Origin of the sequence: Citrobacter sp. NCU1 (genome assembly GCF_010231475.1) — a bacterium.
GTDB lineage: Bacteria > Pseudomonadota > Gammaproteobacteria > Enterobacterales > Enterobacteriaceae > Citrobacter_D.
On sequence record NZ_NRDO01000093.1, the window covers coordinates 1 to 26,187 of the forward strand.

Annotated in this window: 24 protein-coding genes and 1 pseudogene; 13 read left to right on the plus strand and 12 right to left on the minus strand. The window is 46.2% G+C overall.

What is annotated here, in order from left to right; genetic code table 11:
- Positions 1-55 precede the first annotated feature (55 nt).
- Positions 56-753 (plus strand): IS1-like element IS1B family transposase gene (locus tag CJP72_RS23330; RefSeq protein WP_095033700.1). Its coding sequence is split into 2 segments (ribosomal slippage): positions 56-305 and positions 305-753, totalling 699 coding nucleotides; the frame shifts between segments, so codons are not numbered across the junction.
- A gap of 10 nt (positions 754-763) precedes the next feature.
- Here the strand turns inward: CJP72_RS23330 and CJP72_RS23335 are convergent.
- Positions 764-1,555, minus strand: a complete 792-nt coding sequence (locus CJP72_RS23335; RefSeq protein WP_238340154.1) for a dynamin family protein — start codon at positions 1,553-1,555, stop codon at positions 764-766.
- Between the two features lie 954 nt (positions 1,556-2,509).
- Between CJP72_RS23335 and CJP72_RS23340 the strand changes: the two genes are divergently transcribed.
- The 3 genes from CJP72_RS23340 to CJP72_RS23350 all read left to right on the plus strand — a co-directional run bounded on the left by CJP72_RS23340 (position 2,510) and on the right by CJP72_RS23350 (position 4,714).
- Entirely contained in the window at positions 2,510-2,731 is a 222-nt protein-coding gene (locus CJP72_RS23340) for a type II toxin-antitoxin system Phd/YefM family antitoxin (protein ID WP_162383643.1), read from the plus strand.
- Complete coding sequence (locus tag CJP72_RS23345) at positions 2,728-3,120, plus strand: type II toxin-antitoxin system death-on-curing family toxin (protein WP_162383644.1); 393 nt, start codon at positions 2,728-2,730, stop codon at positions 3,118-3,120. Before CJP72_RS23340 ends, CJP72_RS23345 begins: the two co-directional genes overlap by 4 nt.
- 919 nt (positions 3,121-4,039) lie before the next feature.
- Positions 4,040-4,714, plus strand: coding sequence for a response regulator (locus tag CJP72_RS23350; RefSeq protein ID WP_162383645.1), 675 nt, complete (start codon positions 4,040-4,042; stop codon positions 4,712-4,714).
- Positions 4,715-4,805: 91 nt separating this feature from the next.
- Here the strand turns inward: CJP72_RS23350 and CJP72_RS23355 are convergent, their stop codons facing one another.
- The gene (locus CJP72_RS23355; RefSeq protein ID WP_162383646.1) at positions 4,806-5,000 is read right to left on the minus strand and encodes a hypothetical protein; all 195 of its coding nucleotides are present in this window, start codon (positions 4,998-5,000) and stop codon (positions 4,806-4,808) included.
- 625 nt (positions 5,001-5,625) lie between these two features.
- Here CJP72_RS23355 and CJP72_RS25285 point away from each other — a divergent pair.
- Positions 5,626-7,110: a hypothetical protein gene (locus tag CJP72_RS25285; RefSeq protein WP_193568865.1), complete on the plus strand. Its 1,485-nt coding sequence runs from the start codon at positions 5,626-5,628 to the stop codon at positions 7,108-7,110.
- A gap of 565 nt (positions 7,111-7,675) precedes the next feature.
- Here the strand turns inward: CJP72_RS25285 and CJP72_RS23365 are convergent.
- Positions 7,676-8,755 (minus strand): hypothetical protein, encoded by a 1,080-nt coding sequence (locus CJP72_RS23365; protein WP_162383647.1) that lies wholly within the window; start codon positions 8,753-8,755, stop codon positions 7,676-7,678.
- 1,187 nt (positions 8,756-9,942) lie between these two features.
- Between CJP72_RS23365 and CJP72_RS23370 the strand changes: the two genes are divergently transcribed.
- Complete coding sequence (locus CJP72_RS23370; protein WP_162383648.1) at positions 9,943-10,692, plus strand: hypothetical protein; 750 nt, start codon at positions 9,943-9,945, stop codon at positions 10,690-10,692.
- A 46-nt stretch (positions 10,693-10,738) separates the two neighbouring features.
- Here the strand turns inward: CJP72_RS23370 and CJP72_RS23375 are convergent, their stop codons facing one another.
- The 4 genes from CJP72_RS23375 to pth all read right to left on the minus strand — a co-directional run bounded on the left by CJP72_RS23375 (position 10,739) and on the right by pth (position 15,055).
- The gene (locus tag CJP72_RS23375; RefSeq protein ID WP_162383649.1) at positions 10,739-11,719 is read right to left on the minus strand and encodes a DUF4062 domain-containing protein; all 981 of its coding nucleotides are present in this window, start codon (positions 11,717-11,719) and stop codon (positions 10,739-10,741) included.
- Positions 11,720-11,851: 132 nt separating this feature from the next.
- Positions 11,852-13,048 carry a tyrosine-type recombinase/integrase gene (locus tag CJP72_RS23380; RefSeq protein WP_162383650.1) on the minus strand — a complete coding sequence of 399 codons (1,197 nt, stop codon included), beginning with the start codon at positions 13,046-13,048 and terminating at the stop codon, positions 11,852-11,854.
- A gap of 214 nt (positions 13,049-13,262) precedes the next feature.
- Positions 13,263-14,354 (minus strand): redox-regulated ATPase YchF, encoded by a 1,092-nt coding sequence (gene ychF, locus CJP72_RS23385; RefSeq protein ID WP_162383651.1) that lies wholly within the window; start codon positions 14,352-14,354, stop codon positions 13,263-13,265.
- 116 nt (positions 14,355-14,470) lie between these two features.
- Entirely contained in the window at positions 14,471-15,055 is a 585-nt protein-coding gene (pth, locus tag CJP72_RS23390) for an aminoacyl-tRNA hydrolase (RefSeq protein ID WP_162383652.1), read from the minus strand.
- A 275-nt stretch (positions 15,056-15,330) separates the two neighbouring features.
- Between pth and ychH the strand changes: the two genes are divergently transcribed.
- A complete protein-coding gene (ychH, locus tag CJP72_RS23395; RefSeq protein WP_012132144.1) occupies positions 15,331-15,609 on the plus strand; it encodes a stress-induced protein YchH in 279 nt (92 codons plus the stop codon).
- A gap of 65 nt (positions 15,610-15,674) precedes the next feature.
- On the opposite strand, the gene dauA is transcribed toward ychH, so the two are convergent.
- The 4 genes from dauA to lolB all read right to left on the minus strand — a co-directional run bounded on the left by dauA (position 15,675) and on the right by lolB (position 20,289).
- Positions 15,675-17,354 (minus strand): C4-dicarboxylic acid transporter DauA, encoded by a 1,680-nt coding sequence (gene dauA, locus CJP72_RS23400; RefSeq protein WP_162383653.1) that lies wholly within the window; start codon positions 17,352-17,354, stop codon positions 15,675-15,677.
- Positions 17,355-17,603: 249 nt separating this feature from the next.
- The gene (prs, locus tag CJP72_RS23405; protein WP_001298109.1) at positions 17,604-18,551 is read right to left on the minus strand and encodes a ribose-phosphate diphosphokinase; all 948 of its coding nucleotides are present in this window, start codon (positions 18,549-18,551) and stop codon (positions 17,604-17,606) included.
- 266 nt (positions 18,552-18,817) lie between these two features.
- Positions 18,818-19,669, minus strand: coding sequence for a 4-(cytidine 5'-diphospho)-2-C-methyl-D-erythritol kinase (ispE, locus tag CJP72_RS23410; protein WP_162383654.1), 852 nt, complete (start codon positions 19,667-19,669; stop codon positions 18,818-18,820).
- Positions 19,666-20,289, minus strand: coding sequence for a lipoprotein insertase outer membrane protein LolB (lolB, locus tag CJP72_RS23415; RefSeq protein WP_162383655.1), 624 nt, complete (start codon positions 20,287-20,289; stop codon positions 19,666-19,668). The genes ispE and lolB overlap by 4 nt, the downstream gene beginning before the upstream one ends.
- 306 nt (positions 20,290-20,595) lie before the next feature.
- On the opposite strand from lolB, the gene hemA reads away from it, so the two are divergent.
- From hemA to kdsA, 6 genes are read left to right on the plus strand one after another with little or no spacing between them, the layout of a single operon-like run.
- Positions 20,596-21,852 (plus strand): glutamyl-tRNA reductase, encoded by a 1,257-nt coding sequence (hemA, locus tag CJP72_RS23420; RefSeq protein WP_162383656.1) that lies wholly within the window; start codon positions 20,596-20,598, stop codon positions 21,850-21,852.
- A 40-nt stretch (positions 21,853-21,892) separates the two neighbouring features.
- The gene (gene prfA / locus CJP72_RS23425; protein WP_162383657.1) at positions 21,893-22,975 is read left to right on the plus strand and encodes a peptide chain release factor 1; all 1,083 of its coding nucleotides are present in this window, start codon (positions 21,893-21,895) and stop codon (positions 22,973-22,975) included.
- Positions 22,975-23,808 carry a peptide chain release factor N(5)-glutamine methyltransferase gene (gene prmC / locus CJP72_RS23430; protein ID WP_162383658.1) on the plus strand — a complete coding sequence of 278 codons (834 nt, stop codon included), beginning with the start codon at positions 22,975-22,977 and terminating at the stop codon, positions 23,806-23,808. Before prfA ends, prmC begins: the two co-directional genes overlap by 1 nt.
- Positions 23,805-24,197, plus strand: a complete 393-nt coding sequence (sirB2, locus tag CJP72_RS23435; RefSeq protein WP_162383659.1) for an invasion regulator SirB2 — start codon at positions 23,805-23,807, stop codon at positions 24,195-24,197. Before prmC ends, sirB2 begins: the two co-directional genes overlap by 4 nt.
- A 3-nt stretch (positions 24,198-24,200) precedes the next feature.
- Complete coding sequence (sirB1, locus tag CJP72_RS23440) at positions 24,201-25,010, plus strand: invasion regulator SirB1 (protein ID WP_162383660.1); 810 nt, start codon at positions 24,201-24,203, stop codon at positions 25,008-25,010.
- A 36-nt stretch (positions 25,011-25,046) separates the two neighbouring features.
- Positions 25,047-25,901, plus strand: coding sequence for a 3-deoxy-8-phosphooctulonate synthase (kdsA, locus tag CJP72_RS23445; RefSeq protein ID WP_038641145.1), 855 nt, complete (start codon positions 25,047-25,049; stop codon positions 25,899-25,901).
- A gap of 93 nt (positions 25,902-25,994) precedes the next feature.
- On the opposite strand, the pseudogene CJP72_RS23450 reads toward kdsA, so the two are convergent.
- Positions 25,995-26,187, minus strand: a pseudogene (locus CJP72_RS23450) (IS4 family transposase); the annotation flags it as partial.

The window sequence follows — 26,187 nt, forward strand, 5'->3', positions numbered from 1 at the left end:
GGTGATGCTGCCAACTTACTGATTTAGTGTATGATGGTGTTTTTGAGGTGCTCCAGTGGCTTCTGTTTCTATCAGCTGTCCCTCCTGTTCAGCTACTGACGGGGTGGTGCGTAACGGCAAAAGCACCGCCGGACATCAGCGCTATCTCTGCTCTCACTGCCGTAAAACATGGCAACTGCAGTTCACTTACACCGCTTCTCAACCCGGTACGCACCAGAAAATCATTGATATGGCCATGAATGGCGTTGGATGCCGGGCAACTGCCCGCATTATGGGCGTTGGCCTCAACACGATTTTCCGCCATTTAAAAAACTCAGGCCGCAGTCGGTAACCTCGCGTATACAGCCGGGCAGTGACGTCATCGTCTGCGCGGAAATGGACGAACAGTGGGGATACGTCGGGGCTAAATCGCGCCAGCGCTGGCTGTTTTACGCGTATGACAGGCTCCGGAAGACGGTTGTTGCGCACGTATTCGGTGAACGCACTATGGCGACGCTGGGGCGTCTTATGAGCCTGCTGTCACCCTTTGACGTGGTGATATGGATGACGGATGGCTGGCCGCTGTATGAATCCCGCCTGAAGGGAAAGCTGCACGTAATCAGCAAGCGATATACGCAGCGAATTGAGCGGCATAACCTGAATCTGAGGCAGCACCTGGCACGGCTGGGACGGAAGTCGCTGTCGTTCTCAAAATCGGTGGAGCTGCATGACAAAGTCATCGGGCATTATCTGAACATAAAACACTATCAATAAGTTGGAGTCATTACCGCCCTGGTGTATCAAGTAACCAGATAGTTTCCAGAATCGCGAAACTTTCAAACACCACAACCATATAAGCTTGTGGATTAAGGACATTATCGTTTTCATCCTTTTCGCCATAGGTTTTGATGAGCTCTTTTCCTCCTGAATCGATCAGGAAGTCTGCCAGCATTTGACGATCAAAAATCATATGCGGCTTGAAACCATTTTTGAAAATAAAGACTGATTTATTCTTATCCAGATAATCAGGTTTATCCTGAGTGTGCATCAGTAGCGTGACAAGGCAGGTCGCGGGTTGCCATTTCGCCGGGAGAATTTCGCTGCCCAAAATATAGTTTAACAGCGTCGACTTTCCTGCATCTGAAGGCCCCATAGCGCTCAGGACGGGCTTGGCGTGAATATCTTTAAGATTGTCTTTAAGCTCGGCGATATCCTTGGTGATGCTGCTGTTTTTAATAAAGGGATTAGAAGTATTGGACAGCGTGGCTATCGATTTTTCCAGGTACTCTATCAGTTCCTTTTTATTTCTCATCATATTCTCTTTTTGCTGTGTGTAGTTTTGAGTTAAAGAGGACGTGTTTAACTGCGTCTTTAAACAATCAGTGATGAATTCCTGAATCTTTTCAGGCGCAACGATGCGAAGGTAGGCCAGCACCAGTTCTAAATTTTGTGATAGCGGTGCCTGTTCAATACGCGAGACCTGCTTTTGGGACAGAACATTTTCACCTGCCCGCTCGGCGACTTCCTGTTGGCTTAAACCCGCCTTATCTCGCCACATTTTCAGTTTATCGTTCATTACAATGCCCACCATCTTCAGACCGGTATGTCTAAAATAGCAATGAATGCATGATGAATCTAGACGTATTTGTCTAAAAAAAAAGAACCATCTGTTAGATCATAATCGATATCCCTAGTAACTACCTGATATTAAAGATTTGTTAATATAAAATACCGAATGGACGAAACTTATTAGTGATAAGGGTTATCCGTAGTATTGAAAAATTCGTGATATTAATGTGATCTGTTTACCATAAATTAACATGGTTCAGTGCCAGCAATGTCCGCTCCTGGCACAGAGCTGCCTGTCAGATAAGGTTTAGTCCTGTGCCATAACAGTGTCAGCTCAAGTCGTGACTAATACATATGATGGACAGGGCACAGCTATGGTCATGCTCCGTGCCTTGTATCAGATGTCATCCGTTAGGTTTTTTCTCGTCTTTGCTGGTTCTGGTGAAAACTGAGGTGGGTCATGAGAATATCTTTTTGTTCAGTGGTCATATTACCGGTGACTTCCTCAGGGTATAAGGGGTCCCATTGGCTTCCATCTGCACGAGACTACGGGCGATAAAATCCAGACCAGTGAAGGTACTGGCACTGTCAAATTTTAGTGGGGCGTCTGATTTGGCCATCTTTCTGTTTCCTTACAGATTATCCACCCCTTTCGTATCACACTACTGGCGGTAAAGAACGGAACCCGGCTCTCATTTCTGAGATCCTTAAGTTCCTCTCCCTTGCGACTGCCTGTTTTGTCACCATTGAGCAATAACTGCACTGCACCGAAAAGACAGACCTGTCTGCTACTTGGACTGACCCCGCTCCGTAGACGAGCCTGCCCTTATTGCTGGACTGTAACGTTGACATAGAACAGTATCTCTTTGGCGTCTCGTGGCTTAATAAGTAATCTATTTTAGTATTTGTAGGAAAATTGCACTAAATGTACAATTCAAATGTACTCTACAGGAGACATATTATGCGTACATATACTTCAACTCAGGCACGTACAAATATCTCAGAACTACTGGATATTGCCACCCAAGGCGAACCGGTGGAAATCACTCGTCGGGACGGTAGCTCAGTAGTAGTGATCAGTAAGGCAGAATTCGAGGCGTACCAAAACGCTAAGTTGGATGCGGAATTTGATGTGATCATGCAGCGTCATGGCCATACTATTGAGGCGCTGACAAACCGATGATATGGGTCAGCGCGCAGGAAGTTATTGCTTTTCATGACCGTATATTGCGGCGGCTTCCAGGTGTCGCTGGAATGTCCGATCCCGGCAGAGCCGAAGCGCTCATCTATCGGGTGCAAAACCGCACTCACTATGAAGGCATAACGGACATTTTTGAACTTGCAGCCACCTACTGGGTTGCCATCGCCCGTGGTCATATCTTTAATGATGGTAATAAGCGCACGGCTTTTTTTGTTACCATGGTTTTCCTTTACCGTAATGGTATTAAGATCTGTGATAACGGCAATACGCTGGAAGATTTAACAGTATTAGCAGCTACAGGGGAGAAAACCGTCGGCCAGTTAGCGCAGAACTTACGGGAGTTGAAGGACACTGTTAACCCAACTAGTTGAAATCATGTTTTACCTGAACTCAACTAATCTGCCTCCCATCGACTAAATGCAGAACGGTTAGTAATGCCTTCGTTGTGACTAGGTTGCCTTTGCTGATTGGAATGCCGGTATGTCCGTTTCACGCTCAAGCTGTGTGAAAACGTTTTGATCGCAGAAATGGTTAAAAACAGAGCTGAAAACCGCATCCGAAGTAAAATTTGAAGCAGCTATTTCCATTTCGGTTTTTGGTCAGAGTTGTGCTCATCGCCGATTGTCAGATTTAATCGTACTTCAGTAGGACACTGTTTGGTCAAGTTCAGCTATTACCCCCTTTAATCCATCTGAAGATCACACAACCAAGCGATACCACTTCCCATTATAGATTTATTGCAATAATATCCACACAAAATGTAACTCATTATAACCACGGTATTGACGTTGCCTAATGTGCTGAAAGCCGTAGCGCTTGCGATGATAGCGGTCGTCTGCATTAGATTGCTCTTTAACTCTGAACTGGTAATCTATTCACTCAGACTGACGTCCCTTTGGGTCATAGATCTGCTTTAACCTCATCCTCAGACTTCAGTCTGTTACCTGAGACTTCACCCGCTCCCATCCATGACGACGATGATTTTTTTGAGTGGGTAAGAAGATATTTGCGTAAAGCTAAGCAGACGAAGGGCAGAGCATTAGTATAATAGACTCACATTTAAAATAAATTAACAATTAAGCAATCATAAAAGAACATATTCATTATTAAATAATACGAATTATGATCAATTTTTCTAAAGTTTCAGGAAAGACGAAGAGCTTTGATTTAACAGGACACTGATTTTGGGGCAAAGCAAATCTATGTCCGTAGATAATCCAGAGTTATATTCAAATTGCCTCTCATCGAGTTAAATCGTTTAATCGAGCGGGTTTCATGGTGGTACACTGTATGAAAATACTTCTGGTCGAAGACGACAAGTTGCTTAATCACCACCTTACTACTTTACTAGCTGATACACATCATCAAGTTTACAGTACGGACCGTGCCAAGGTGGCGATACATTATGCAGTCGATTACCCGATTGATGTTGCCATCATCGATCTCGGCCTGCCTGACTTAGATGGTTTACAGCTTATCAGAAAGTTGAGAGCTCAAAGGATCCCCTTTCCCATATTAGTGTTGACAGCCCGTGGGAACTGGCAGGACAAGGTGGAAGCGCTGGAGGCTGGAGCTGATGACTATCTGGTCAAGCCATTCCAGAAAGATGAACTGTTAGCGAGGCTTAACGCCCTGGTGCGGCGTAGCGCGGGTTTTATTTCCCCTAGGGTGAAAGCTGGTAACTATGAGCTGGATCTCTCTCGTAAGGAACTGACTATAGCCAGCGAGAAAGCGATACTGACCAGCTTCGAATATCAGATTCTGGAGTACTTGATGCGCAATGCCCGTCAGGTGGTTTCCAAGCAGCAGTTGCTTGACCAGCTCTATGGCGATGGGGAAGGAGATCCAAATATCATAGAAATAATGATAAGCCGACTGCGTAAGAAGCTAGATCCTGAAGGTATCATCCAACCAATCACAACTATTCGTCGTCAGGGGTATATATTTAATCTCCCTTGTAACTGAGAATGGCTGCTTGGTAATTCTTCTGTCCGTTGTAATTTCTTCTCATGCTTCAGCAGGAAGTTCGTGGCTGATGCTAAGGAAACAAGATAGCTTAAGCTATTAAGGGGCATCTACTATCTTCAAGTAGTTTCTGCTCCAGTTCTGCTATCTTGTTTTCTAGATAATCTACCTGCTGGCTGAGTAACTGATTCTGTTGTTCCATTGTGTTATAGGTTTGCAGCCAGCGTTTCAGCAGGTCTATCTGAGCGGCCTCTAAATCGTCGATTGCCATCATAACTTCCTTCATGATTCATCTCCGCCATCTCCGTGTGTTTATAATTTTAAAGCGACGAAATTTTATCTTTTCTTAAACTGCTTCTGTAAGTTTCCCGGCAAACCGCACGATCTGTGTTGAGAAAGTCAAAACAGAATACTTTTATCGGCTCGCGAATGAATTTTTTATTTTTTTGAGTGGTGAGGAAAAACGTTCGTACTGGCCGAATGAGCACAGCAGCAGTTACTCTCATGCTCACCTTTTAATCTGATATAGGTAGAGCAATTCCGGAGATCCCAGAAAATAGTAAGGAACTGAAAAAAGACATTCTCAGGAGAAAGGTAGAGCATTTTTTATAAATAATCCGAATGAAATAAATAGCACAAAAAATATGTTATCAACGCACCCAGGTGCTATAGAGATCAATATAATATATATGGCTATAGTCTGGTGAAACTCAGATATATAATAATGCTTATATCACTATATAGATCTTATGTAACATATATCTGTTTATAAAAATAATACTCTAAATGCAGAATATTCAATAAATCAGGTTTTTGAGTTAGCTATCAAAAACCGCGTCTAGCTATTTTTATAGAATTATCAATAAGTTCTTGTTGTAAAAAATTAAAAAAAACAACAATGAGAATATGTTATGAAACCTTATAGTACTGAGAAAAACATCTTAGTTACAGAACAAACATTAACAGCGTATAAGCGTATGATTTTCAGTATCCCTGTTGCAAACCGCAGAAAAACTTGTGACAAGAGAAAATATTATTCATCTATTGCATATTTCCTTCAGCATCTGATCTGTAGCTCAACAGTGAGTAGAAATACAAAGAAGAGATCAAGATTTAAAGGTGACAAAGAATGGACGTATTCTGTACCATTTCCTCATGAGCTAGGCATAGATGTAGCACCAGAAGTATTCAAACAATCCAGAGATTTGCCATTTGACAGAGCTCTTGAGGAGTTAGAAAAAGCAGGGGTGATTAAAATCATCGAAAAAGATTACAGCGCAAGGAAATGTAGGGAATTTTCCTTGTCAAAGATTTTTTTGACTCAACTCTTTCCTGAAGAAAGAGGAGAATATCTGTCGAGAGATGACCGATACACATATTTAACTGATATTTATAATAGACGAAGATGTGTGAAGAAACTAAACGATATATTAAAGGATAATGGTTGTAATAAAAAAGTTAAGAATCGGACATCTGGACGGGATGTAAAAGAGTCATCGTTTAGGGATATCTTGAAAGAAGTTTATTCCAGTTTGGATTATATATCTATTAACATTGACGCTTTGATGAGCTATTGCAATCAGAGTCCTACACCTATTAACATGGGATACTATTACAACTTTATATCACATCTTAGTTCTGTTGGAACACAAATTATTTCACTGAACCCATTAATAGTAAGATATAAGCAAGCTTACAAATCAGCAAAGTTAGGGGGGCGGTCATTTGAAGTAGGTACGGGGTATCAATATCTACCGAGTAATATGAAAAAAGCATGCCTGGCATCCTCTTATAATTATGATATAAAAAGCTGCCAGCTTGAGATCCTGCGTCATGAATTTAATAAAATAGGAATCTCAGATAAATATTTAAAGCGATTAGATACAAGCTACATTATAAAAAAACTGAAGGTTGAAGAAAAATATGCAAAAGAGATCAGATTTGCAACTATTTTTAATGGAGGGGATGTTAGTTTATCCATTAAAGCATCTATGTTCAAAAGGTTAAATAATATTCTTGGTGAGGAAAATAGCAGGACAGTTCTTGAACGGTGGAGAGTTCTTATGAAGCCTTTACGAAAGGATTTGATAAAGCTGATAAATTATTATCGTTCGACAGGAAAAATAAACCGATATGGCCTGTGCGTAAGAAACGCTGTAGGGCAGAACTTTAACTGCACTTACAAATCATCTGGTGTAAAACGGCAGCCACAACAGATGCGAAGGAAATTGCTGGCCCATATGATACAAGGATTGGAAAGTAGGGCTGTATATGATTATGTAAGAACCCACTCAGGGGTATGTGCACTGGAACATGATGGGTTCGTTAGTAATCGGAAGCTAGATATTAAAAGTGAGTGGCAACACCCATATCTCAAGCTTGTTCAGAAGTATTAAATAGATTCTTCCACTAATCAGCTAAAAAGAAATAAACTCTTTAACGAGTAGTGGAAGTGCATTTAATATAGATGGGTTATGGCGGCAATGAAACGATTTTTTATTAATGATCTTGTATTAATATATTGAAGTCACCACACGTCTTAAGGAAATTGCTGAATGTAGCATCTCCTGACTTAAAACTTAGAATATCTATGAATTTATCTACGAGAGTGACATTATAATAAAAATTAACTTTATGTTTTTGAATATGACATTGCATCTCAATATTACTTACTATATATTCTTTTAAAATGTGAAAAGGGTGAGTGGCGGGCAATGAGAAAATGCAACCTTTCAAATCCAGCTTCTTATCTTTGTATCCTGTTTTGTGCTTGTTTGATCTGTCAACGAATTTATATCGCACTTTATTAATCTTATACAATTCACTTGCTGATACATCAATATAGAGTGCTTCAAGAATGATATGGATAAAGTTAATATCATTTGGCGTGCCGACCACAAATAGAGCTGGGTGCATAGTATTCTCGATTTAGTAAGGTTAATGTGATTGGGTATTAAACGGTTATTGCATGGCTGCTCTTAGTTTACTTAGATAGATATGAGCTTCATAAATACTCATGCCTAGATACTTTGCAGCAAGACTTACATATTCATGAATCCCTGATTTTATCATCTTGTCAAATAGTTCATCTGAATCGCAGTGTCCATTTTTCTTAAGATAATATGAAAAACTTTTTTCATAATCTCCTTTTAAAAGAAGTAATAATCTTCTTTCATTGCCAGTAGAATTTACAAGTATTTTCTCTGAATCCAGTTTATTCTCAATGCCTTCATAGGATAGGGAGTTTAAATTATCGTCCTCACCACATAAACTATAATCATCCGTTACAGTCGAGTCTACGGACATTAATGAATCGAGTGATACTTTTCGGGATTGAAATGTACCGTCTGCTTGTCTATCTAATACTGAACGTCCTTGTGTTGTATGGTGCTTTATTTGATTACACCCGAAATTTTGAATGGAACGCTTATAAATATTCGTAAGATGTAACCTGCTATCAAACAAAGGATACATCTTATAAAGACCCATGACCCCTGCGTATTGCAATTCAAAATAGATATCTTCTACGTCTGAATAACCGCTAAACGTTAAGAACTTCAATTTCTTATGAATATACTTTTTAAGGTAGGTCTCTTGTTCTTTTAGAACTTTTTGTATTATTTTTTCAAAACTCTCTAAACTAGAGAACGCTTTGTATCGTAATTTTCCCTCTGGTGTTTCGTTTAGGCTTAATTGCTTAATAGCGGCCCAATACTGACTATCTTTTAATAGGCTATATAATGAAAAGTCTTTTGGTCGAATATCGAAGTTATCCGATGCTTCATCAGCCTTTTCTTCATTTAACCCGTGGTGAATACAATGCCAAAGCCAAAACTTAATGTTCTTAATCACATAGTGATGGTTAAGACTAGTTCGGTATGCTAAGGGTTGCAGGCTGGTGAAACTATATATGACATTATTCAAGACTTTTGCTGAAACAACCTTGAGAATATATGCAAGGCTCACGACAGCAATAGTATTTTGCTCTGACTTTTTTAAAATTCTGAGATTTATTCTGATTAGTTGGTGAATACGTGTCATGAAATAACCTTTGGTCTTTACTATACTTTGTTGAAAAAATTACCGTTGTTTGGCGTATGAATTAAAAAAGCAGTCAGATATTTTAGTGTGTATGTACCTGTCCATATTTGGCTTTAAATGTGCCGTGTGCGTGTATATACTCCTCATTTTTGGTTGTGTTGAAAAAAATGTTATTCATTGATCGTTGATGCGTTATTTCTAATAATGGAAAAGAATATCTCCTTTCTGATCCTTAAATGATTATCAACGATATCTATGTTGTACTCTGCTAGTTGCTTTATACTCTCGTCCATTAAAATAACGAATGTGTTGTTTTCGTCTAATAATCTTTTATTTTCTAAATAAGTTTCAAGAAGACAACATATGACTATTCTTGAATGTCCATTATATCTGATGTTAGGATGAATTAACTGAATTTCACATTTATCATATCCTTCATTAATGAATGACTCGAATGTCCATTTATATAGATAATATGGCAGGGTGTGGGAGAAACAAATAATATTCATGCTAATCTTCCTTAAATTATTTTGAATAAGGAGTAAGTAATATATTTGATAAGACTATCACGAATAGTTAATTCTATTTGGTAGCATTATATATGAAATAAATAATTTTATTTTTATATTGTAATGGGTTTTTATTGGCTTGTAAATTCAACAATACCATCATGAAATGAGTTAAAATTTAATAAAGAGAGAAATATTTCGGCAAAGAAACATTTCTTTTCTACTTCTACAAGTAAGATTATTAACTTATTTGTGCTATTCTTATTTTTTGCTCATTTTGTAAAAATGCTATTTGTTTGATGTATGTCAAATTTCAAGTGGGTGAAATGTTTTATGCACATAAGCTTAGATGGAAATGTTTTTTAGTTAATGTCTTTATAAATAATAATTTTCTATAATGTGCCTTCGATAATTAATTCGCTACTTAAAGAATGACATCAAAAAAGGTAATGCATATTAATGATAAATTTATCTAGGCCGTATATTGCGGTTACAAGCAGTAAATGAAGAACTACCTAACATGGCAATTAATAACGTTACAGCAGGTAACACGATTTCAGCAATTCCAATGCCTATTAATCCACTAACAGAACCTGCTTGTAGCGGTTCTGTTAGACCTCTAGGTAATATTTACGACTACGACTTGCCTTCTCCAATAAACTTTTATGGGATAACTAAATGTCAAAGATACCATTACAATTAGATGATCTATATTCAGGTAATATACCTAACGCTATAGTTAAATTAACGTGTCCTGGTTATACGAAAACACAATTTATTGCACCTATTGTCAATGATTTTGGGTTATCCGCGAGCAGTGCTATGACTCAACCGTTCGATGAATACATGAGCGGGATACAAAATAAGCTACAGACAGCTACTATGGCTAGTACGATGGGTTCCGCAGCAGCGGCTAAGGTATTCGACGGACAGGGAATAGATTTTTCTAAATTTGCTGTATATAAAACCCGCGCACAGACTATCCGCATGTATCAAGGAAGTCAGTTTGGCGGACTCAACCTTGATATGATATTTATCGTGACTAGTCGTTCTAATATAAGAAGATATCATGACGCTATAGAATTATCTAGTTGTGTTTATCCTGACCCTAATTTCAACGGTGGTGATGCTAATGGTTCTCGTGGTGCGGCATTACAATATTTTCAGATGAATGCTAGTGCCTTGACGCAGCAATTAAGACCGCCTTGTGGTTATAAGATTGGTGCTAATGGCATTCCTCAAAACACCTGGAATATTCAAATAGGTACTTACTTTAGAGCAGGTGGTTTTGTATTGGAGAATGCTGCAATGACTCAATCTAAAGAACGTATGGGGCAGGGTGAAGCATTAATCACCACAGTATCCTGTCAATTCGGTGTGGCATTGGATGTTACTTGCGATCAATACAAAAGCTGGTTTATTAAATAGAAGTAGTCGGACATAATATGTCTAAAATGCCCGACTGCTTAACTACTCATGATTTATTCTTAATCGTTCGAAGTTGCATCATTAAATCAATACCCTTGGATGATAATTTCCAATTCGGATTACTATGATCAAGGAGATCTAATGCCTTGAATTGTAGGTAGATCGTTTTTAATTCTTGTAAGTCTATTGCTGTATGCTCATAGGCGTGTGGGGCAACTTTTTCTATATGATCTTTTAAAATATCATAAACATCGTTGTCTATAGATTCATTTATTAAAAATGGACTGATTATAGAAAATAATTCACTCCATTTTATTTGAAGTGTTTTCTTTTCTTCACTGGTTTCACTATGCCCCCAACCAAATGTGCTTATTTCATAGGATAGCTCATAGATTTCATCAAGTGTTGCAAGGTTTTGGGGTTGGGTATAATCAGAACGATTCTCTAAATTTCTGATTTTTTCTGAAAGTTCTTCATTCTTTTTTCTTAATTCATTTAGTTCGTGTAAAGTATCTTCACTGCTCACTTTATCAGCACGGACCCACCCAATTGCAGGATATGCTTTGATTGTTTTATTCAAACTGAGGGCTACAAGCCCGGAAAGTTCTTTGGCTGAGGACCATGTTTTCCTAAGTCTACCAGTTGATGCCTTTTCGATGAACTGTTGAAGTTTTTCACGAAGTTCTGGATCTTTTTCTGATTTAGAAAGGGGCAAACTATTAGGATCTTCATGAACCAACACAACGACTTTTAGCCCTCTAGATAATGCATAGTCAAACTCTTTCTCGGTAAAACTGAGACCATCTTCTGCTACTGTTCCATATCTTCCACCAATGATGAGAAGGTAATAATCACTGTCATCAATGATTTTCTTAATAAACTCCCATTGTTCTTCATCGATTGAAGGGAAAAGCTCCATCCCGGCAGGGATGCAGTCCATTTCCATCAGCGATTGTATAACGTTGCTACGTTCTTCTTTCAAATCAGTGAAAGTAGAGCTTACAAATACTTGATATCTTTTATCCACGAATCCTTTCCTATATAAGAGTTTTCTCCATCATACCAACCTCGAGGGTGGTGTGGAAATCCAACTAAACACGAAATTTGTTTCGATTATGTTTTAGCGCTACTGAGCGGAAAAAGTTTGGAATATTGACGGTTATCTCTGTTCACTTGGTTCAACACTGTGTTCCTTGCACCAAATATCAAGCTTGTTTGCCCATTCCTGCATCATCAATTTCCGCTCCTCAAGATAGGTCGCATGGTTATATGTGCGACGAACGTTATTTGTATCTGCATGAGCGAGCTGTGCCTCAATGGCATCCGGTCTGTAGCCCATCTCGTTTAGTCTTGTGCTTCCTGTTGTTCTGGTAGCATGAGGGCTATAAGTACCACTCCAGCCAAGGCTTTTAAGTAACTGGCGCAACGAATGCGATGTCATTGCACCTTGAGGGTTATCCCGACCAGGAAAAAGATGCTGCCGGTGTCCTGTCAATCCATTAAGTATTTTAAGCATTTTGACGGCTTGGGAGGGAAGGGGAATGGTGTGCTCCCTTCGAGCCTTCATCCGGTTTGCTGGAATAACCCACAAGGCTTTATCGAGATCGAACTCAGCCCATTCTGCTTCAGTAGCTTCGGCTGGTCGCACCAGAGTCCACCACATCAGCCACATACAATAGTTAACCTGATATGTTCCGCGTGTGTTATCGAAGCAACTTAGCAATTCTCCGATTTGCTGCTGATTTAGAGCCCGCTTGTGCTGTGTTTTGTTTGCAGGAAGAGCCTTACGAACGGGCCAGACAGGATCACTATCAGCTCTGAGGGTAGCAACTGCAAGCTCAAAAACGGCTGAAATGGTGCGGCGAGCTTCCGCAGCAACAGTAGGTGCTCCGCGTTTAGCAGTGTCCTGAAGAATTTTCAGAATGTGGTGCGGTGTGACCTCTCTGACTGGAAGCTTACCAATAGCGGGGAAAACTACACGCTCAAGCATATCAAGGCGTCGCGTTTTGGTGATTTCAGCCCAGTCTTTCATTTGCAACCACTCTTTGGCAATAAGCTCGAAAGTGTTAGAAGCATCATTAACCTTACGGATTTTATCTAACTGGCGAGCCTGTGCAGGGTTAACGCCATCGGCTACCTGTTTACGGGCTTGCTCACATTTCTCTCGTGCTTCAGACAACTTTACTGTTGGGTACTCACCCAACGCAAACATGCTGGATTTACCGTTGAGTTTGAATCGATAGCGCCACGCTTTTTTGCCGTTAGGTTTGATTTCTAGGTACAGACCGTTGAAATCATTGAGTCGATAGAGTTTTTCTTTAGGTTTAGCGGTACGGCATTGAGTATCAGTGAGCATAACGTATCCTTGTACGATTTTTATACCGAAATTGTACTCACTTAAAATGAAGATGGAAATTTATTGTACTCACCTATGTACTCATTTTTTACTGGGCTTTCACAAAACAAGTTGAGACGTTATGAAAAGAAAAATCCACGCAATTGCGTGGATTTTAAGGGGTTTTGTGGGTTTTATGAGATTCAGTGAACTCTCATGAGACAACAAATTTTATTTAAACGTTGAACAGGAAGTTCATCACGTCGCCATCTTTAACGATATATTCCTTACCTTCGGCGCGCATCTTACCGGCTTCTTTCGCACCTTGTTCACCTTTGTACGTGATGAAATCTTCGAATGCGATGGTCTGGGCGCGGATAAAGCCTTTTTCGAAGTCAGTATGGATTTTGCCAGCGGCTTGCGGTGCTGTCGCCCCGACCGGGATGGTCCATGCGCGGACTTCTTTGACGCCAGCGGTGAAGTATGTTTGCAGGTTCAGCAGTTTATAACCAGCACGAATAACGCGGTTCAGCCCTGGCTCTTCGATCCCCAGTTCTGCCATAAACTCTTCGCGGTCCGCATCGTCGAGTTCTGCAATATCGGATTCAACCGCAGCGCAAACTGGGACAACAACAGAGCCTTCTTTCGCAGCGATTTCACGTACCTGATCCAGATACGGGTTATTTTCAAAACCGTCTTCGTTGACGTTGGCGATATACATGGTCGGCTTCAGCGTCAGGAAGCTCAGATAACGGATAGCCGCTTTATCTTCGTCAGTCAGATCCAGCGCGCGCAGCATACCCGCTTCAGAAAGGTGCGGCAGACATTTTTCCAGCGCAGCCAGTTCCGCTTTCGCGTCTTTGTCGCCACCTTTGGCTTTCTTCTGGACACGATGAATAGCACGTTCACAGGTGTCGAGGTCCGACAGTGCCAGCTCGGTATTGATAACATCAATATCTTCCGCCGGGTTTACTTTCCCCGCAACGTGGATGATGTTGTCGTTTTCAAAGCAGCGAACAACGTGACCGATAGCTTCAGTTTCACGAATGTTGGTCAGGAACTGGTTGCCCAGACCTTCACCTTTGGACGCGCCTTTCACCAGACCGGCGATGTCAACGAATTCCATCGTGGTGGGAAGAATGCGTTGCGGCTTGACGATCTCTGCCAGTTGATCCAGACGAGGATCGGGCATTGGTACGACGCCAGTGTTAGGTTCGATCGTGCAGAACGGGAAGTTTGCCGCTTCAATACCGGCTTTGGTCAGCGCATTGAACAGGGTGGATTTCCCGACGTTGGGCAAACCGACGATACCGCATTTGAATCCCATGATTTAAATCACCTTAATATCTTGATAATCAACCTGTTGTAGAAAACAGATTGTAGAAAAGTAAATAACTTTGCCTATTATACACAGCGTAAGGCAAAAATGCCGCATATCCCTGCTTATTGCGCTTTAAAGGTATGCAGCCGGCTCGTTGCTTTGGTCAGGCCATCTTTGAACCAAATCTCTGTGCAACGGGCCGCTTCGTCAATGGCTTCATCAATTAACTTCTGTTCAGAAACAGGCGGTTTGCCTAGCACGAAACCGACAACTTTGTTTTTATCGCCGGGATGGCCGATTCCGACACGTAAGCGATGAAAGTTAGGGTTATTGCCCAACTTGCTAATGATGTCTTTCAGCCCGTTATGACCTCCATGTCCGCCACCCAGTTTAAACTTCGCCACCCCAGGAGGGAGATCCAGCTCGTCGTGAGCAACCAGAATTTCATCGGGATTAATACGGTAAAAACTGGCCATTGCGCCCACTGCTTTACCACTGAGATTCATAAATGTGGTTGGTACTAAGAGACGAACATCTTCGCCCTCCAGCGTCACTCTGGAGCTATAACCAAAGAATTTCGGCTCTTCGCGCAAAGGTGCGCGCAATCGCTCTGCCAGTAAATCAACGAACCATGCGCCAGCATTATGTCGCGTTGCTGCGTATTCAGCGCCGGGGTTTGCCAGGCCGACAATCAATTTAATCGTCACGCTATTTGTCCTGAGTATGTCTATCACTGGCGCGTAGTGTACTGTCTGCGGCGTCGCTTGACAAAAAACAGCGTGAGTTGAGGACGGAACTGAATAATTTCCATTGTAGACTATTGGAATGTCAAGATGTTCAGAGGGTTATTTGTAAAGTTTTGTTGCTCAGGTGTTTATAATTGTGATCGCTCCCGCACATGCAAAGATAACTGTTGTCTATACTTTACACATAAGGATTAGGGGTATTCCCTGCAGCAACCCAAAAGTTCCGGAGGTGACACATGAAACGCAAAAACGCTTCTCTACTCGGCAATGTGCTCATGGGGTTGGGTTTAGTGGTAATGGTTGTCGGCGTTGGTTATTCCATCTTAAATCAGTTACCGCAATTTAACTTGCCGCAGTTTTTCGCACACGGCGCTGTGCTCAGTATCTTTGTCGGCGCGATCCTCTGGCTGGCAGGGGCGCGTGTTGGCGGGCATGAACAGGTAAGTGACAGATACTGGTGGGTTCGCCACTATGATAAACGTTGTCGCCGTAACGATAATCGTCGTCACAGCTAAGTTTACGTTGTCTGTTACTTTTCAATTACCGGTCCGCAAAGGCGCAGACCGGTAATAAATAGCGATTACAAATCAGCCAGTGCGGCTTCGCGATTGGGGAAAAACGCCAGACGGCCAGGAATCGGTTGAATACCCGCGCGCGCCATGGTGCGTAATGGCTGGAACTCCAGATTACTGATCCGCAGTTCGCAACCCTCTGGTAAATGCTTCACAAAGCGCTGGAAGGCGTCCAGGCCTCCTGCATCCAGCACCGGTACCGCATCCCACTTCAGAACAACGATACGTTTGCCTTCAATTCGAGACTCAAGGTCGGTAAAGAGCCCTTCAGCCGCCGCAAAGAAAAGTGGCCCAATCACGCGCAGTACCAGTACATCATCCGGAACGTCAACGTTCACTGTCGCCAGACGCGTCATACGGGCAATGCGACGCATGAAGAGCAGGGAGGCGAGAACAACCCCCACGCTAATGGCTATCACCATATCAAACAGTACCGTCAGTGACATACACATCAACATGACGATGATGTCGTCCTTCGGCGCATGGCGCAGCAGGTCTACGACTTTGTGGGCTTCGCTCATATTCCAGGCCACCATCAGCAGCAGTGCCGCCATTGCGGAAAGCGGTAGCCAGGAAAGCAGCGGCGCCAGTACCAGGAGAGCAAGGATAACCAGGATGGCGTGGATCACGGCAGAGATCGGTGAAGTCGCGCCGGCGCGTACGTTAGCCGCAGAACGGGCAATCGCCGCTGTCGCCGTAATACCGCCAAAAAACGGTGCGACGATATTTCCCAGACCCTGACCGATCAGTTCGCTATTGGCTTTATGCTTGGTGCCGGTCATACCGTCAAGCACCACGGCGCACAGCAGGGACTCTATCGCCCCAAGCATCGCCATTGAAAATGCGGCGGGCAGCAGGGCGCGCAACGAGGCCCAGCTTAGGGTGAAATCGGAATCAGGCAGATCCCACGGCAGCACTAACTGCGGTAACAGTTGCGGAATGCCGTTGCCCTGCGAGCCGTCGGCGAGAATATAGTGGAACTGGGAACCGATGGTGGCGACGTGGCCTCCGGTCAGATTGACGATCCCCATCACTGCGCAGCCTGCCAGCAGCGCCGGAAGGTGTCCTGGTAGACGGATCCCCAAACGAGGCCACAAAATCAGGGTCCCCAGTGTGACAACGCCAATAGCGGCATCGCCCAGATTGATGGTCGGCAGCGCCATAAACAAGGCACCGACTTTCTGCAAATAGTGCTCCGGAACATGGGCCAGTTGCAGGCCGAGAAAATCTTTAATCTGCATGGTACCAATGGTGATACCAATACCGGACGTAAAGCCCAGGGTCACTGAGACCGGAATGTATTCGATCAGGCGGCCAAAACGAGCCAGGCCAAAAAGGATCAGAAAAATACCGGACATCAGGGTCGCGACCAGCAGACCGGCCAGGCCAAACTGCTGCGACACCGGGTAGAGGATCACCACAAACGCAGCGGTGGGGCCGGAGACGCTAAAGCGCGAACCGCCGGTCAGGGCAATGACAATCCCGGCCACGGCCGAGGTGTAAAGGCCATACTGCGGTGCGACGCCACTGCCAATGGCCAGGGCCATCGCCAATGGAATGGCAATGATCCCAACGGTAATCCCGGCGATCACATCACGAGTAAATCGAGAAGCGGTATATTTTTCTTTCCAACAAGCGTCGATGAGGGCGCGGAAAGGCATCACATGTGAGGAAAATAATCTGTTCACAATAATGTTTCATCCATGAGCGCATCATCTGTCAACTAAATGGCAGGTGAAGGAGGCATAAGTCATATCCACTTTATCTCTCAGGTTGCCTCTTCGTTGGCGACCGTCATTCGCCCCCTTCACGTACTGCCTGTACGCTGCCTGGAACGCATTCACTCGCCGCCGCGATGCAGCCTGAATGATATTGTGGAAAAAATAAGGACTACAGACGAAAAAACCCGCCGCAGCGGGTTTTTGAGCCGGGTTCGATTAATGTTCGAACATAGCAGAGATTGATTCTTCGTTGCTGATACGACGAATCGCTTCGGCCAGCATACCCGACAGGGTCAATGTACGCACGTTCGGCAGTGATTTGATTTCATCGCTCAGTGGAATAGTGTCACAGACAACGACTTCATCAATCACAGAATTACGCAGATTGTTTGCCGCATTGCCGGAGAAGATCGGGTGAGTCGCGTAGGCGAATACACGCTTAGCACCACGTTCTTTCAGCGCTTCTGCAGCTTTGCACAGCGTACCACCGGTATCGATCATATCATCAACCAGCACGCAGTCACGACCCGCTACGTCACCGATGATATGCATCACCTGAGAAACGTTAGCACGCGGACGGCGTTTGTCGATAATTGCCATATCGGTATCATTCAGCAGCTTAGCGATAGCGCGGGCACGCACGACGCCACCGATATCCGGAGAAACCACGATCGGGTTGTCCAGGTTCAGCTGCAGCATGTCTTCTAACAGAATTGGGCTACCGAATACGTTATCAACCGGTACGTCGAAGAAGCCCTGGATCTGTTCAGCATGCAGGTCAACGGTCAGTACACGGTCAACGCCGACGCTGGACAGGAAGTCCGCAACGACTTTTGCCGTAATCGGCACACGAGCGGAACGTACACGACGATCCTGACGCGCATAGCCAAAGTAAGGGATAACGGCGGTGATACGGCCTGCGGAAGCACGGCGCAGAGCATCGACCATAACGACCAATTCCATCAGGTTGTCGTTCGTTGGGGCACAAGTGGACTGGATGATGAAAATATCACCACCGCGTACATTTTCATTAATTTGTACGCTGACTTCGCCATCGCTAAAGCGACCTACAGCGGCGTCGCCGAGAGAAGTGTACAGGCGGTTGGCAATACGTTGTGCTAGTTCCGGGGTGGCGTTACCAGCAAAAAGCTTCATATCAGGCACGAGAAGAACCTCAGGCATGCGTCCATTGGTGGATAGAATCTGCCAAAAACTGTGCGGGCCAGGCAATATCCTATCCAGGCGGTGTATTAAAGAGCGCGATGCAACGTCTGGAACAAGGTGACGTTGTCACCGAAACTCAGCTTGCCCGGCTTACTCGTCATCATTCACATTTCGTGTTCGCTGGCGTCGTGTACTCGTACCGGGCACATACGACGGTATGCGCCTGGCGATGCGTAAACTCGCCAACTTCATGAAACGCGAACAATTTAGAGTAACGTTTTATGCAATGGGGAAAGGTTGACACCCTTCGCCACAAAGCCGTTAAACCATTCCGGGGCTTGCTCAAGCACCTGGCGTGCATGGGACTCTGTATCGAATTCAGCAAAGACACAGGCCCCTGTACCAGTCAGGCGCGACGGCGCGTATTCTAACAGCCAGGAAAGCGCCGCATCAACCTCGCGAAAACGTTTTCTTGCGATAACCTCGCAATCGTTGCTGAATTCACATTTTAATAACGTTTCTATTGACCTTTTTGGTGTGTTACGTGGAAGTTGCGGATCCTTGAAAATAATGGGAGTAGGGATGCTTACGCCAGGATGCACCACCAGATACCATTTTTCGACAGGTTCTACGGGCGTCAGGATTTCGCCCACGCCTTCGGCAAACGCCGCATGCCCGCGAACAAACACCGGTACGTCCGCGCCCAGCGTTAAGCCCATCTCGGCCAGCTCATCGACGGAGAGCGCGCATTGCCACAGATGATTCAAGGCCACCAGGACGGTGGCGGCATTGGAAGAGCCACCTCCCAGACCGCCGCCCATCGGCAAACGTTTCTCAATGCGAATATCCGCACCGCTTCCCGCAGGCAGTTGTCCACGCTCAGATGCGGTTTTCATCAGCAAACGCGCGGCGCGAACGATCAAGTTATCATCGTTCTCAACGCCGTCGACGGGCGTTAGCAAATGGAGCTCGCCATCGTTGCGTGTTTCAATGCTGATGGTGTCGCCATAGTCCAGAAACTGGAACAGCGTTTGCAAGGTGTGATAACCGTCCGCACGCTGTCCGGTGATGTATAAAAAGAGATTCAGTTTTGCCGGGGATGGCCAGTGGGTCATCATTTCACAATCCAGTTATCCATTTTCAGCTTGATGCGCTGACTTCCGTCAGACAGTTCCATATTCGCGGGCATAGCAGGCTGCGTTTTGCTGTCATAGCCGCCGTAGACTACCTTCCAGTTTTTCCCGTCCTGGCGGTATTTCAGTTCGCTCAGACGGTACTGGTCGTCGAGGGTGTAGTTGGTGGCATCGCCGGGGAGACCCAGGATCCACTGACGCAGGCTATTGAGCGGGATAGGCATCCCGGTCAGCTTGCCAATCATCTCTTCGGCATCGTCGGCGGTATAGTGCTTACCTTTGTTGTCGACAAGCTCCACATTGCCGGGTTGCGCATTCAGCTCCAGCTCCGTACTGCCCAGCGGATTGGTTAGCAGCAGGCGATAGCGGTCCTGTCCCGTCTGTTGCCAGAAGAAGCGGGCGTATACTTTCTGCTGGTCGGAAATATAGGCAAATGCGCCGCGCGTCTGATATTGGTGCAAGTTGCGCACCTCCTGCTGATGCTGACGCCATTGCGGGGAATCCGGGCTTTGACCGGGGCCTTTCGGGGCGTTGAGGGTACAGGCGGTGAGGACCAGGCTCGCCAGTGGCAGCAGGCGGATCAGGCGAAAATCAGGCAGGGTCATAATGATGACAAATCCTTGTTGTACGGTGCAAAAATTGCCTGATGGCGCTACGCTTGTATCAGGCCTACAAACTCAACCCGTAGGCCGGAGCAAGCGAATTCGCCGCCATCCGGCAACATCTTGCCATCGGTTGCAGTTATAACCCTTAATGCTAGCGCCGCTGTGGGGTATCGTCTACGGTCAAGATATCTTAATTTGTGCGGTAAGCTATTACTCCAAAAGGGGGCTCTCTCTTTTATTGACCTCGCGCATCCTGTATGATGCACCCAGTCTAACCTTATCAACGCTGGTACTATTCCCGCACACATGACCCTTTTAGCGCTTGGTATTAACCATAAAACAGCACCGGTATCGCTGCGAGAACGTGTCACGTTTTCGCCGGATACGCTCGATCAGGCGCTGGAAAGCCTGCAGGCGCTGCCCATGGTGCGAGGCGGAGTGGTGTTGTCCACGTGCAACCGTACCGAGCTGTACCTTAGCGTTGAAGAACAAGAAAACCTGCAAGAAGCCTTGATTCGTTGGTTATGCGACTACCATAACCTGAACGAGGAAGACCTGCGCAGCAGCCTCTACTGGCATCAGGATAATGACGCCGTTAGCCATCTGATGCGTGTTGCCAGCGGTCTGGATTCACTGGTGCTGGGCGAACCGCAAATCCTGGGTCAGGTGAAAAAAGCGTTTGCTGACTCAAGCCGGGGCCATCTGAACGCCAGCGATCTGGAGCGCATGTTCCAGAAGTCATTTTCTGTGGCGAAACGCGTGCGTACAGAAACCGAGATCGGCGCCAGCGCTGTCTCTGTGGCGTTTGCCGCCTGTACACTGGCGCGGCAAATCTTTGAATCGCTGTCCACCGTGACCGTGTTGCTGGTCGGGGCGGGGGAGACCATCGAACTGGTTGCCCGCCATCTGCGCGAACACAAAGTGAAGAAAATGATCATCGCCAACCGTACCCGCGAACGTGCGCAGGTATTGGCCGATGAAGTTGGCGCTGATGTTATCTCACTCAGCGAGATCGACGAACGTTTGCAGGATGCTGATATTATTATCAGTTCGACGGCCAGTCCGTTGCCAATAATCGGCAAAGGGATGGTCGAACGGGCGTTGAAAAACCGCCGTAATCAGCCAATGCTGCTGGTCGATATTGCCGTTCCGCGCGATGTTGAACCGGAAGTTGGCAAATTATCCAACGCCTATCTGTATAGCGTTGATGACTTGCAAAGCATCATTTCGCACAACCTGGCGCAGCGGAAAGCGGCGGCCGTGGAAGCGGAAACCATTGTTGAGCAGGAAACCAGCGAATTTATGGCCTGGCTGCGTGCGCAAAGCGCCAGCGAGACTATCCGCGAATATCGCAGTCAGTCAGAACATGTTCGTGATGAATTAACCGCAAAAGCGTTAGCCTCCCTTGAACAGGGCGGAGACCCGCAGGCTATTATGCAGGATCTGGCGTGGAAACTGACCAACCGCCTGATTCATGCGCCAACAAAATCTCTTCAGCAGGCCGCCCGTGACGGGGATGACGAACGCCTGAATATTCTGCGCGACAGCCTCGGGCTGGAGTAGCAGCACACCAATCTCTTTTTTACAGGGTGCATTTACGCCTATGAAGCCTTCTATCGTTGCCAAACTGGAAGCCCTGCATGAACGCCATGAAGAAGTTCAGGCGTTGTTGGGTGATGCGGGGATCATCGCAGACCAGGAACGCTTTCGCGCGTTGTCGCGTGAGTATGCGCAATTAAGTGATGTTTCTCGCTGTTTTACGGACTGGCAACAGGTTCAGGACGATATTGAAACAGCACAGATGATGCTCGACGATCCTGAAATGCGTGAAATGGCGCAGGATGAACTGCGCGAAGCAAAAGAAAAATGTGAACACCTGGAACAACAACTGCAAGTTTTGCTATTGCCGCAAGATCCGGACGACGAGCGCAACGCATTCCTCGAAGTGCGTGCCGGGACCGGTGGTGATGAGGCGGCGTTGTTTGCCGGTGATTTGTTTCGTATGTACAGCCGCTATGCCGAATCGCGCCGTTGGCGTGTGGAGATCATGAGCGCTAACGAAGGCGAGCACGGCGGTTATAAAGAGATCATCGCCAAAGTGAGCGGCGACGGCGTTTACGGCCGACTGAAATTCGAATCTGGCGGCCACCGTGTGCAGCGCGTACCGGCGACAGAGTCGCAGGGGCGTATCCATACTTCCGCCTGTACCGTGGCGGTCATGCCGGAATTACCTGAAGCGGAACTGCCGGACATCAACCCGGCCGATCTGCGTATTGATACCTTCCGTTCATCCGGGGCGGGGGGGCAGCACGTTAACACCACCGATTCTGCAATCCGTATTACCCACTTGCCGACCGGCATTGTCGTGGAGTGTCAGGACGAACGTTCACAACATAAAAACAAAGCCAAAGCGATGTCGGTGCTGGGGTCGCGCATTCGCGCAGCCGAAGTGGCAAGACGCCAGCAAGCAGAAGCCTCTGAGCGGCGTAACCTGTTAGGCAGCGGCGATCGCAGCGATCGTAACCGCACCTATAACTTCCCACAGGGGCGCGTGACCGATCACCGTATTAACCTGACGCTTTATCGTCTTGATGAGACGATGGAAGGTAAACTGGATATGCTCATTGAGCCGATTGTTCAGGAATATCAGGCTGACCAACTGGCCGCGTTGTCCGAGCAGGAATAATGGAATACCAGCACTGGCTGCGTGAAGCGATAAGCCAATTAGCGCAGAGCGAAAGCCCGCGTCGTGATGCCGAGATCCTTCTCGGGCATGTGACCGGCAAAACGCGAACCTTTATCCTGGCGTTTGGTGAGACGGTGTTAACCGATGAGCAGTGCGAGCAACTGTCTGTATTGCTTGCTCGCCGCCAGCGGGGAGAACCCATAGCCCATTTGATCGGGGTACGTGAATTCTGGTCGTTGCCGCTGTTTGTCACTCCCGCTACGCTGATCCCGCGTCCTGATACTGAGTGCCTGGTCGAGCAGGCGCTGGCGCGATTGCCTGCAACCGCTTGCCGCATTCTTGATCTGGGAACCGGTACGGGTGCCATTGCGCTGGCGCTGGCTGTCGAACGCCCGGACTGCGAAGTCGTTGCAGTTGATCGTATGGCTGATGCGGTAGCGCTGGCATTGCGTAATAAAACGCATCTGGCGATCCCCAATGTACGTATCCTGCAGAGCGATTGGTTCAGCGCATTGCCAGGGCTGTCGTTTGACATGATCGTCAGCAATCCTCCGTATATCGACGCGCAGGACCCGCACCTTTCTCAGGGCGATGTGCGATTCGAACCGCTGTCAGCGCTGGTTGCCGACGATCAAGGGATGGCGGATATTACGCACATTATTGCGCAGTCGCGTCATGCGCTGACGCCCGGCGGCTTTCTGCTGCTGGAGCACGGCTGGCAGCAGGGGGCGTTAGTCAGAAACGCATTCAGTCAGGCGGGGTATACGCAGATTGAGACCTGTCGTGATTATGGCGATAACGAGCGTATCACGCTTGGGCGTATCGCGTTATGACGACGTTTACCCTGCTACTTAGCGTTCATCTCATCAGCATTGCGCTTTCAGTCAGTCTGCTGACGCTACGTTTCTGGTGGCGTTATAGCGGGAATCCGCTGGCGACGGCCCGCTGGACACGGATTGTGCCGCCGGTCATTGATACTGTATTGCTGCTGAGCGGCGCGGGGTTAATCCTTAAAACGCACATCCTGCCATTCACCGAACAAGGTACATGGCTGACTGAGAAGTTGTTTGGGGTTATCATTTACATCGTTTTGGGTTTTATTGCGCTTGATTACCGTCAGGCGCGCAGCCAGCAGGTGCGTGTTATCGCTTTCCCGCTGGCGTTGGTGGTGCTGTACATCATCATTAAACTCGCCACCACAAAAATACCGTTACTGGGGTAAGTCATGAGATCGTTAGCTGATTTCGAATTTAATAAAGCGCCACTGTGCGATGGGATGATCCTGGCATCGGAGTCGATCCGTATGGATTTTCCGACGCAATCTGTCTACGACGAGCTGGAACGCCTTGCCAGTCTGGCGCACGAAGAAATTAGCCAGCTCCTGTCTCAGGATGAGCAACTGGAAAAACTGCTGGCACTGTTTTATGGCGAATGGGGATTTACGGATACCCAGGGCGTCTACCGTCTTTCTGATGCATTATGGCTCGATCAGGTTCTGAAAAACCGACAGGGCAGCGCGGTCTCGCTGGGCGCTATCTTACTGTGGGTCGCTAACCGCCTTAATCTCCCGTTAGTTCCGGTGATTTTTCCGACACAAATGATCCTGCGTATCGAATCGCTGGAAGGGGAAATGTGGCTGATTAACCCGTTCAACGGTGAAACGCTCGATGAACATACGCTGGAAGTCTGGCTGAAAGGAAATATCAGCCCGGTGGCGGAACTGTTCAATGAGGATTTAGATGAAGCCGATAACGCTGAAGTGATCCGTAAATTGTTGGACACCCTAAAGTCATCATTAATGGAAGAGCGGCAGATGGAGCTGGCGTTGCGCGCCAGCGAAGCATTGCTGCAGTTTAATCCAGAAGATCCATATGAGATTCGTGACCGCGGATTGATTTACGCGCAGCTGGAATGTGAGCACGTTGCGCTGACCGATTTAAGCTATTTCGTTGAACAGTGCCCGGAAGATCCGATCAGCGAAATGATTCGTGCGCAGATTAATACTATTTCGCACAAACAAATTGTATTGCATTAATTTATCGACATTCTTACTCATCACTAAGGCGATCCTATGAAACAAAAAGTGGTTAGCATTGGCGACATCAACGTGGCAAATGACCTGCCGTTCGTGCTGTTTGGCGGTATGAACGTGCTGGAATCCCGCGATCTTGCGATGCGCATTTGTGAGCACTATGTAACTGTTACTCAGAAACTGGGTATTCCTTACGTGTTCAAGGCCTCTTTTGATAAAGCCAACCGTTCCTCGATTCACTCCTACCGGGGTCCGGGTCTGGAAGAAGGGATGAAAATCTTCCAGGAACTGAAGCAGACGTTTGGCGTGAAAGTGATCACCGATGTTCACGAAGCCAGCCAGGCACAACCTGTCGCTGATGTTGTTGACGTGATTCAACTGCCAGCGTTCCTCGCGCGTCAAACCGACCTGGTTGAAGCGATGGCGAAAACCGGTGCCGTTATCAACGTGAAAAAACCGCAATTCGTGAGCCCTGGTCAGATGGGTAACATCGTGGACAAATTCCACGAAGGTGGTAACGACAAAGTAATTTTGTGCGATCGTGGCGCCAACTTTGGTTACGACAACCTGGTTGTCGATATGCTGGGCTTTAGCGTGATGAAGAAAGTCTCCGGAAACTCTCCGGTTATTTTCGACGTGACTCACGCACTGCAGTGCCGCGATCCGTTTGGCGCAGCCTCTGGCGGTCGCCGTGGTCAGGTCACTGAGCTGGCGCGTGCGGGTATGGCTGTTGGTCTGGCAGGGCTGTTTATTGAAGCCCATCCGGATCCCGCCAACGCAAAATGTGACGGTCCGTCTGCGCTGCCGCTGGCGAAACTGGAGCAATTCCTGACCCAGATTAAAGCGATTGACGATCTGGTGAAAAGCTTTGACGAGCTCGACACCGAGAACTAAGTTGTCTTGTTTGTATGTCGATGGGCGATGAGCCTGGCGATGTTACGGCATAAAAAAACCCGCATTGCGCTGAGGGATCCCCACAAATCAGCGCTAATAAACCAACACCATATTCTGGTAGGTTCTGGCGAGGTGATTAAGAATGGTGCTTAGCACCGTTCGTTTTAAAATTAGCGGGGAGTGTCGTAAGACATTCTCCGCTAACGTCAGATACGAGATTACCCGCCTTGATTTAATACTGTTGGCCTGGTATCTCAGATGTAATCCTTTATTTTCAGCGTGATAG

What these genes read in the sequence shown, in the direction of transcription:
- CJP72_RS23335 (WP_238340154.1), bottom strand. Translation starts at nt 1,555, where the DNA reads ATGAACGATAAACTGAAAATGTGGCGAGATAAGGCGGGTTTAAGCCAA.
- CJP72_RS23340 (WP_162383643.1), top strand. Translation starts at nt 2,510, where the DNA reads ATGCGTACATATACTTCAACTCAGGCACGTACAAATATCTCAGAACTA.
- CJP72_RS23345 (WP_162383644.1), top strand. Translation starts at nt 2,728, where the DNA reads ATGATATGGGTCAGCGCGCAGGAAGTTATTGCTTTTCATGACCGTATA.
- CJP72_RS23350 (WP_162383645.1), top strand. Translation starts at nt 4,040, where the DNA reads ATGAAAATACTTCTGGTCGAAGACGACAAGTTGCTTAATCACCACCTT.
- CJP72_RS23355 (WP_162383646.1), bottom strand. Translation starts at nt 5,000, where the DNA reads ATGAAGGAAGTTATGATGGCAATCGACGATTTAGAGGCCGCTCAGATA.
- CJP72_RS25285 (WP_193568865.1), top strand. Translation starts at nt 5,626, where the DNA reads ATGAAACCTTATAGTACTGAGAAAAACATCTTAGTTACAGAACAAACA.
- CJP72_RS23365 (WP_162383647.1), bottom strand. Translation starts at nt 8,755, where the DNA reads ATGACACGTATTCACCAACTAATCAGAATAAATCTCAGAATTTTAAAA.
- CJP72_RS23370 (WP_162383648.1), top strand. Translation starts at nt 9,943, where the DNA reads ATGTCAAAGATACCATTACAATTAGATGATCTATATTCAGGTAATATA.
- CJP72_RS23380 (WP_162383650.1), bottom strand. Translation starts at nt 13,048, where the DNA reads ATGCTCACTGATACTCAATGCCGTACCGCTAAACCTAAAGAAAAACTC.
- ychF (WP_162383651.1), bottom strand. Translation starts at nt 14,354, where the DNA reads ATGGGATTCAAATGCGGTATCGTCGGTTTGCCCAACGTCGGGAAATCC.
- ychH (WP_012132144.1), top strand. Translation starts at nt 15,331, where the DNA reads ATGAAACGCAAAAACGCTTCTCTACTCGGCAATGTGCTCATGGGGTTG.
- ispE (WP_162383654.1), bottom strand. Translation starts at nt 19,669, where the DNA reads ATGATGACCCACTGGCCATCCCCGGCAAAACTGAATCTCTTTTTATAC.
- lolB (WP_162383655.1), bottom strand. Translation starts at nt 20,289, where the DNA reads ATGACCCTGCCTGATTTTCGCCTGATCCGCCTGCTGCCACTGGCGAGC.
- hemA (WP_162383656.1), top strand. Translation starts at nt 20,596, where the DNA reads ATGACCCTTTTAGCGCTTGGTATTAACCATAAAACAGCACCGGTATCG.
- prfA (WP_162383657.1), top strand. Translation starts at nt 21,893, where the DNA reads ATGAAGCCTTCTATCGTTGCCAAACTGGAAGCCCTGCATGAACGCCAT.
- prmC (WP_162383658.1), top strand. Translation starts at nt 22,975, where the DNA reads ATGGAATACCAGCACTGGCTGCGTGAAGCGATAAGCCAATTAGCGCAG.
- sirB2 (WP_162383659.1), top strand. Translation starts at nt 23,805, where the DNA reads ATGACGACGTTTACCCTGCTACTTAGCGTTCATCTCATCAGCATTGCG.
- sirB1 (WP_162383660.1), top strand. Translation starts at nt 24,201, where the DNA reads ATGAGATCGTTAGCTGATTTCGAATTTAATAAAGCGCCACTGTGCGAT.
- kdsA (WP_038641145.1), top strand. Translation starts at nt 25,047, where the DNA reads ATGAAACAAAAAGTGGTTAGCATTGGCGACATCAACGTGGCAAATGAC.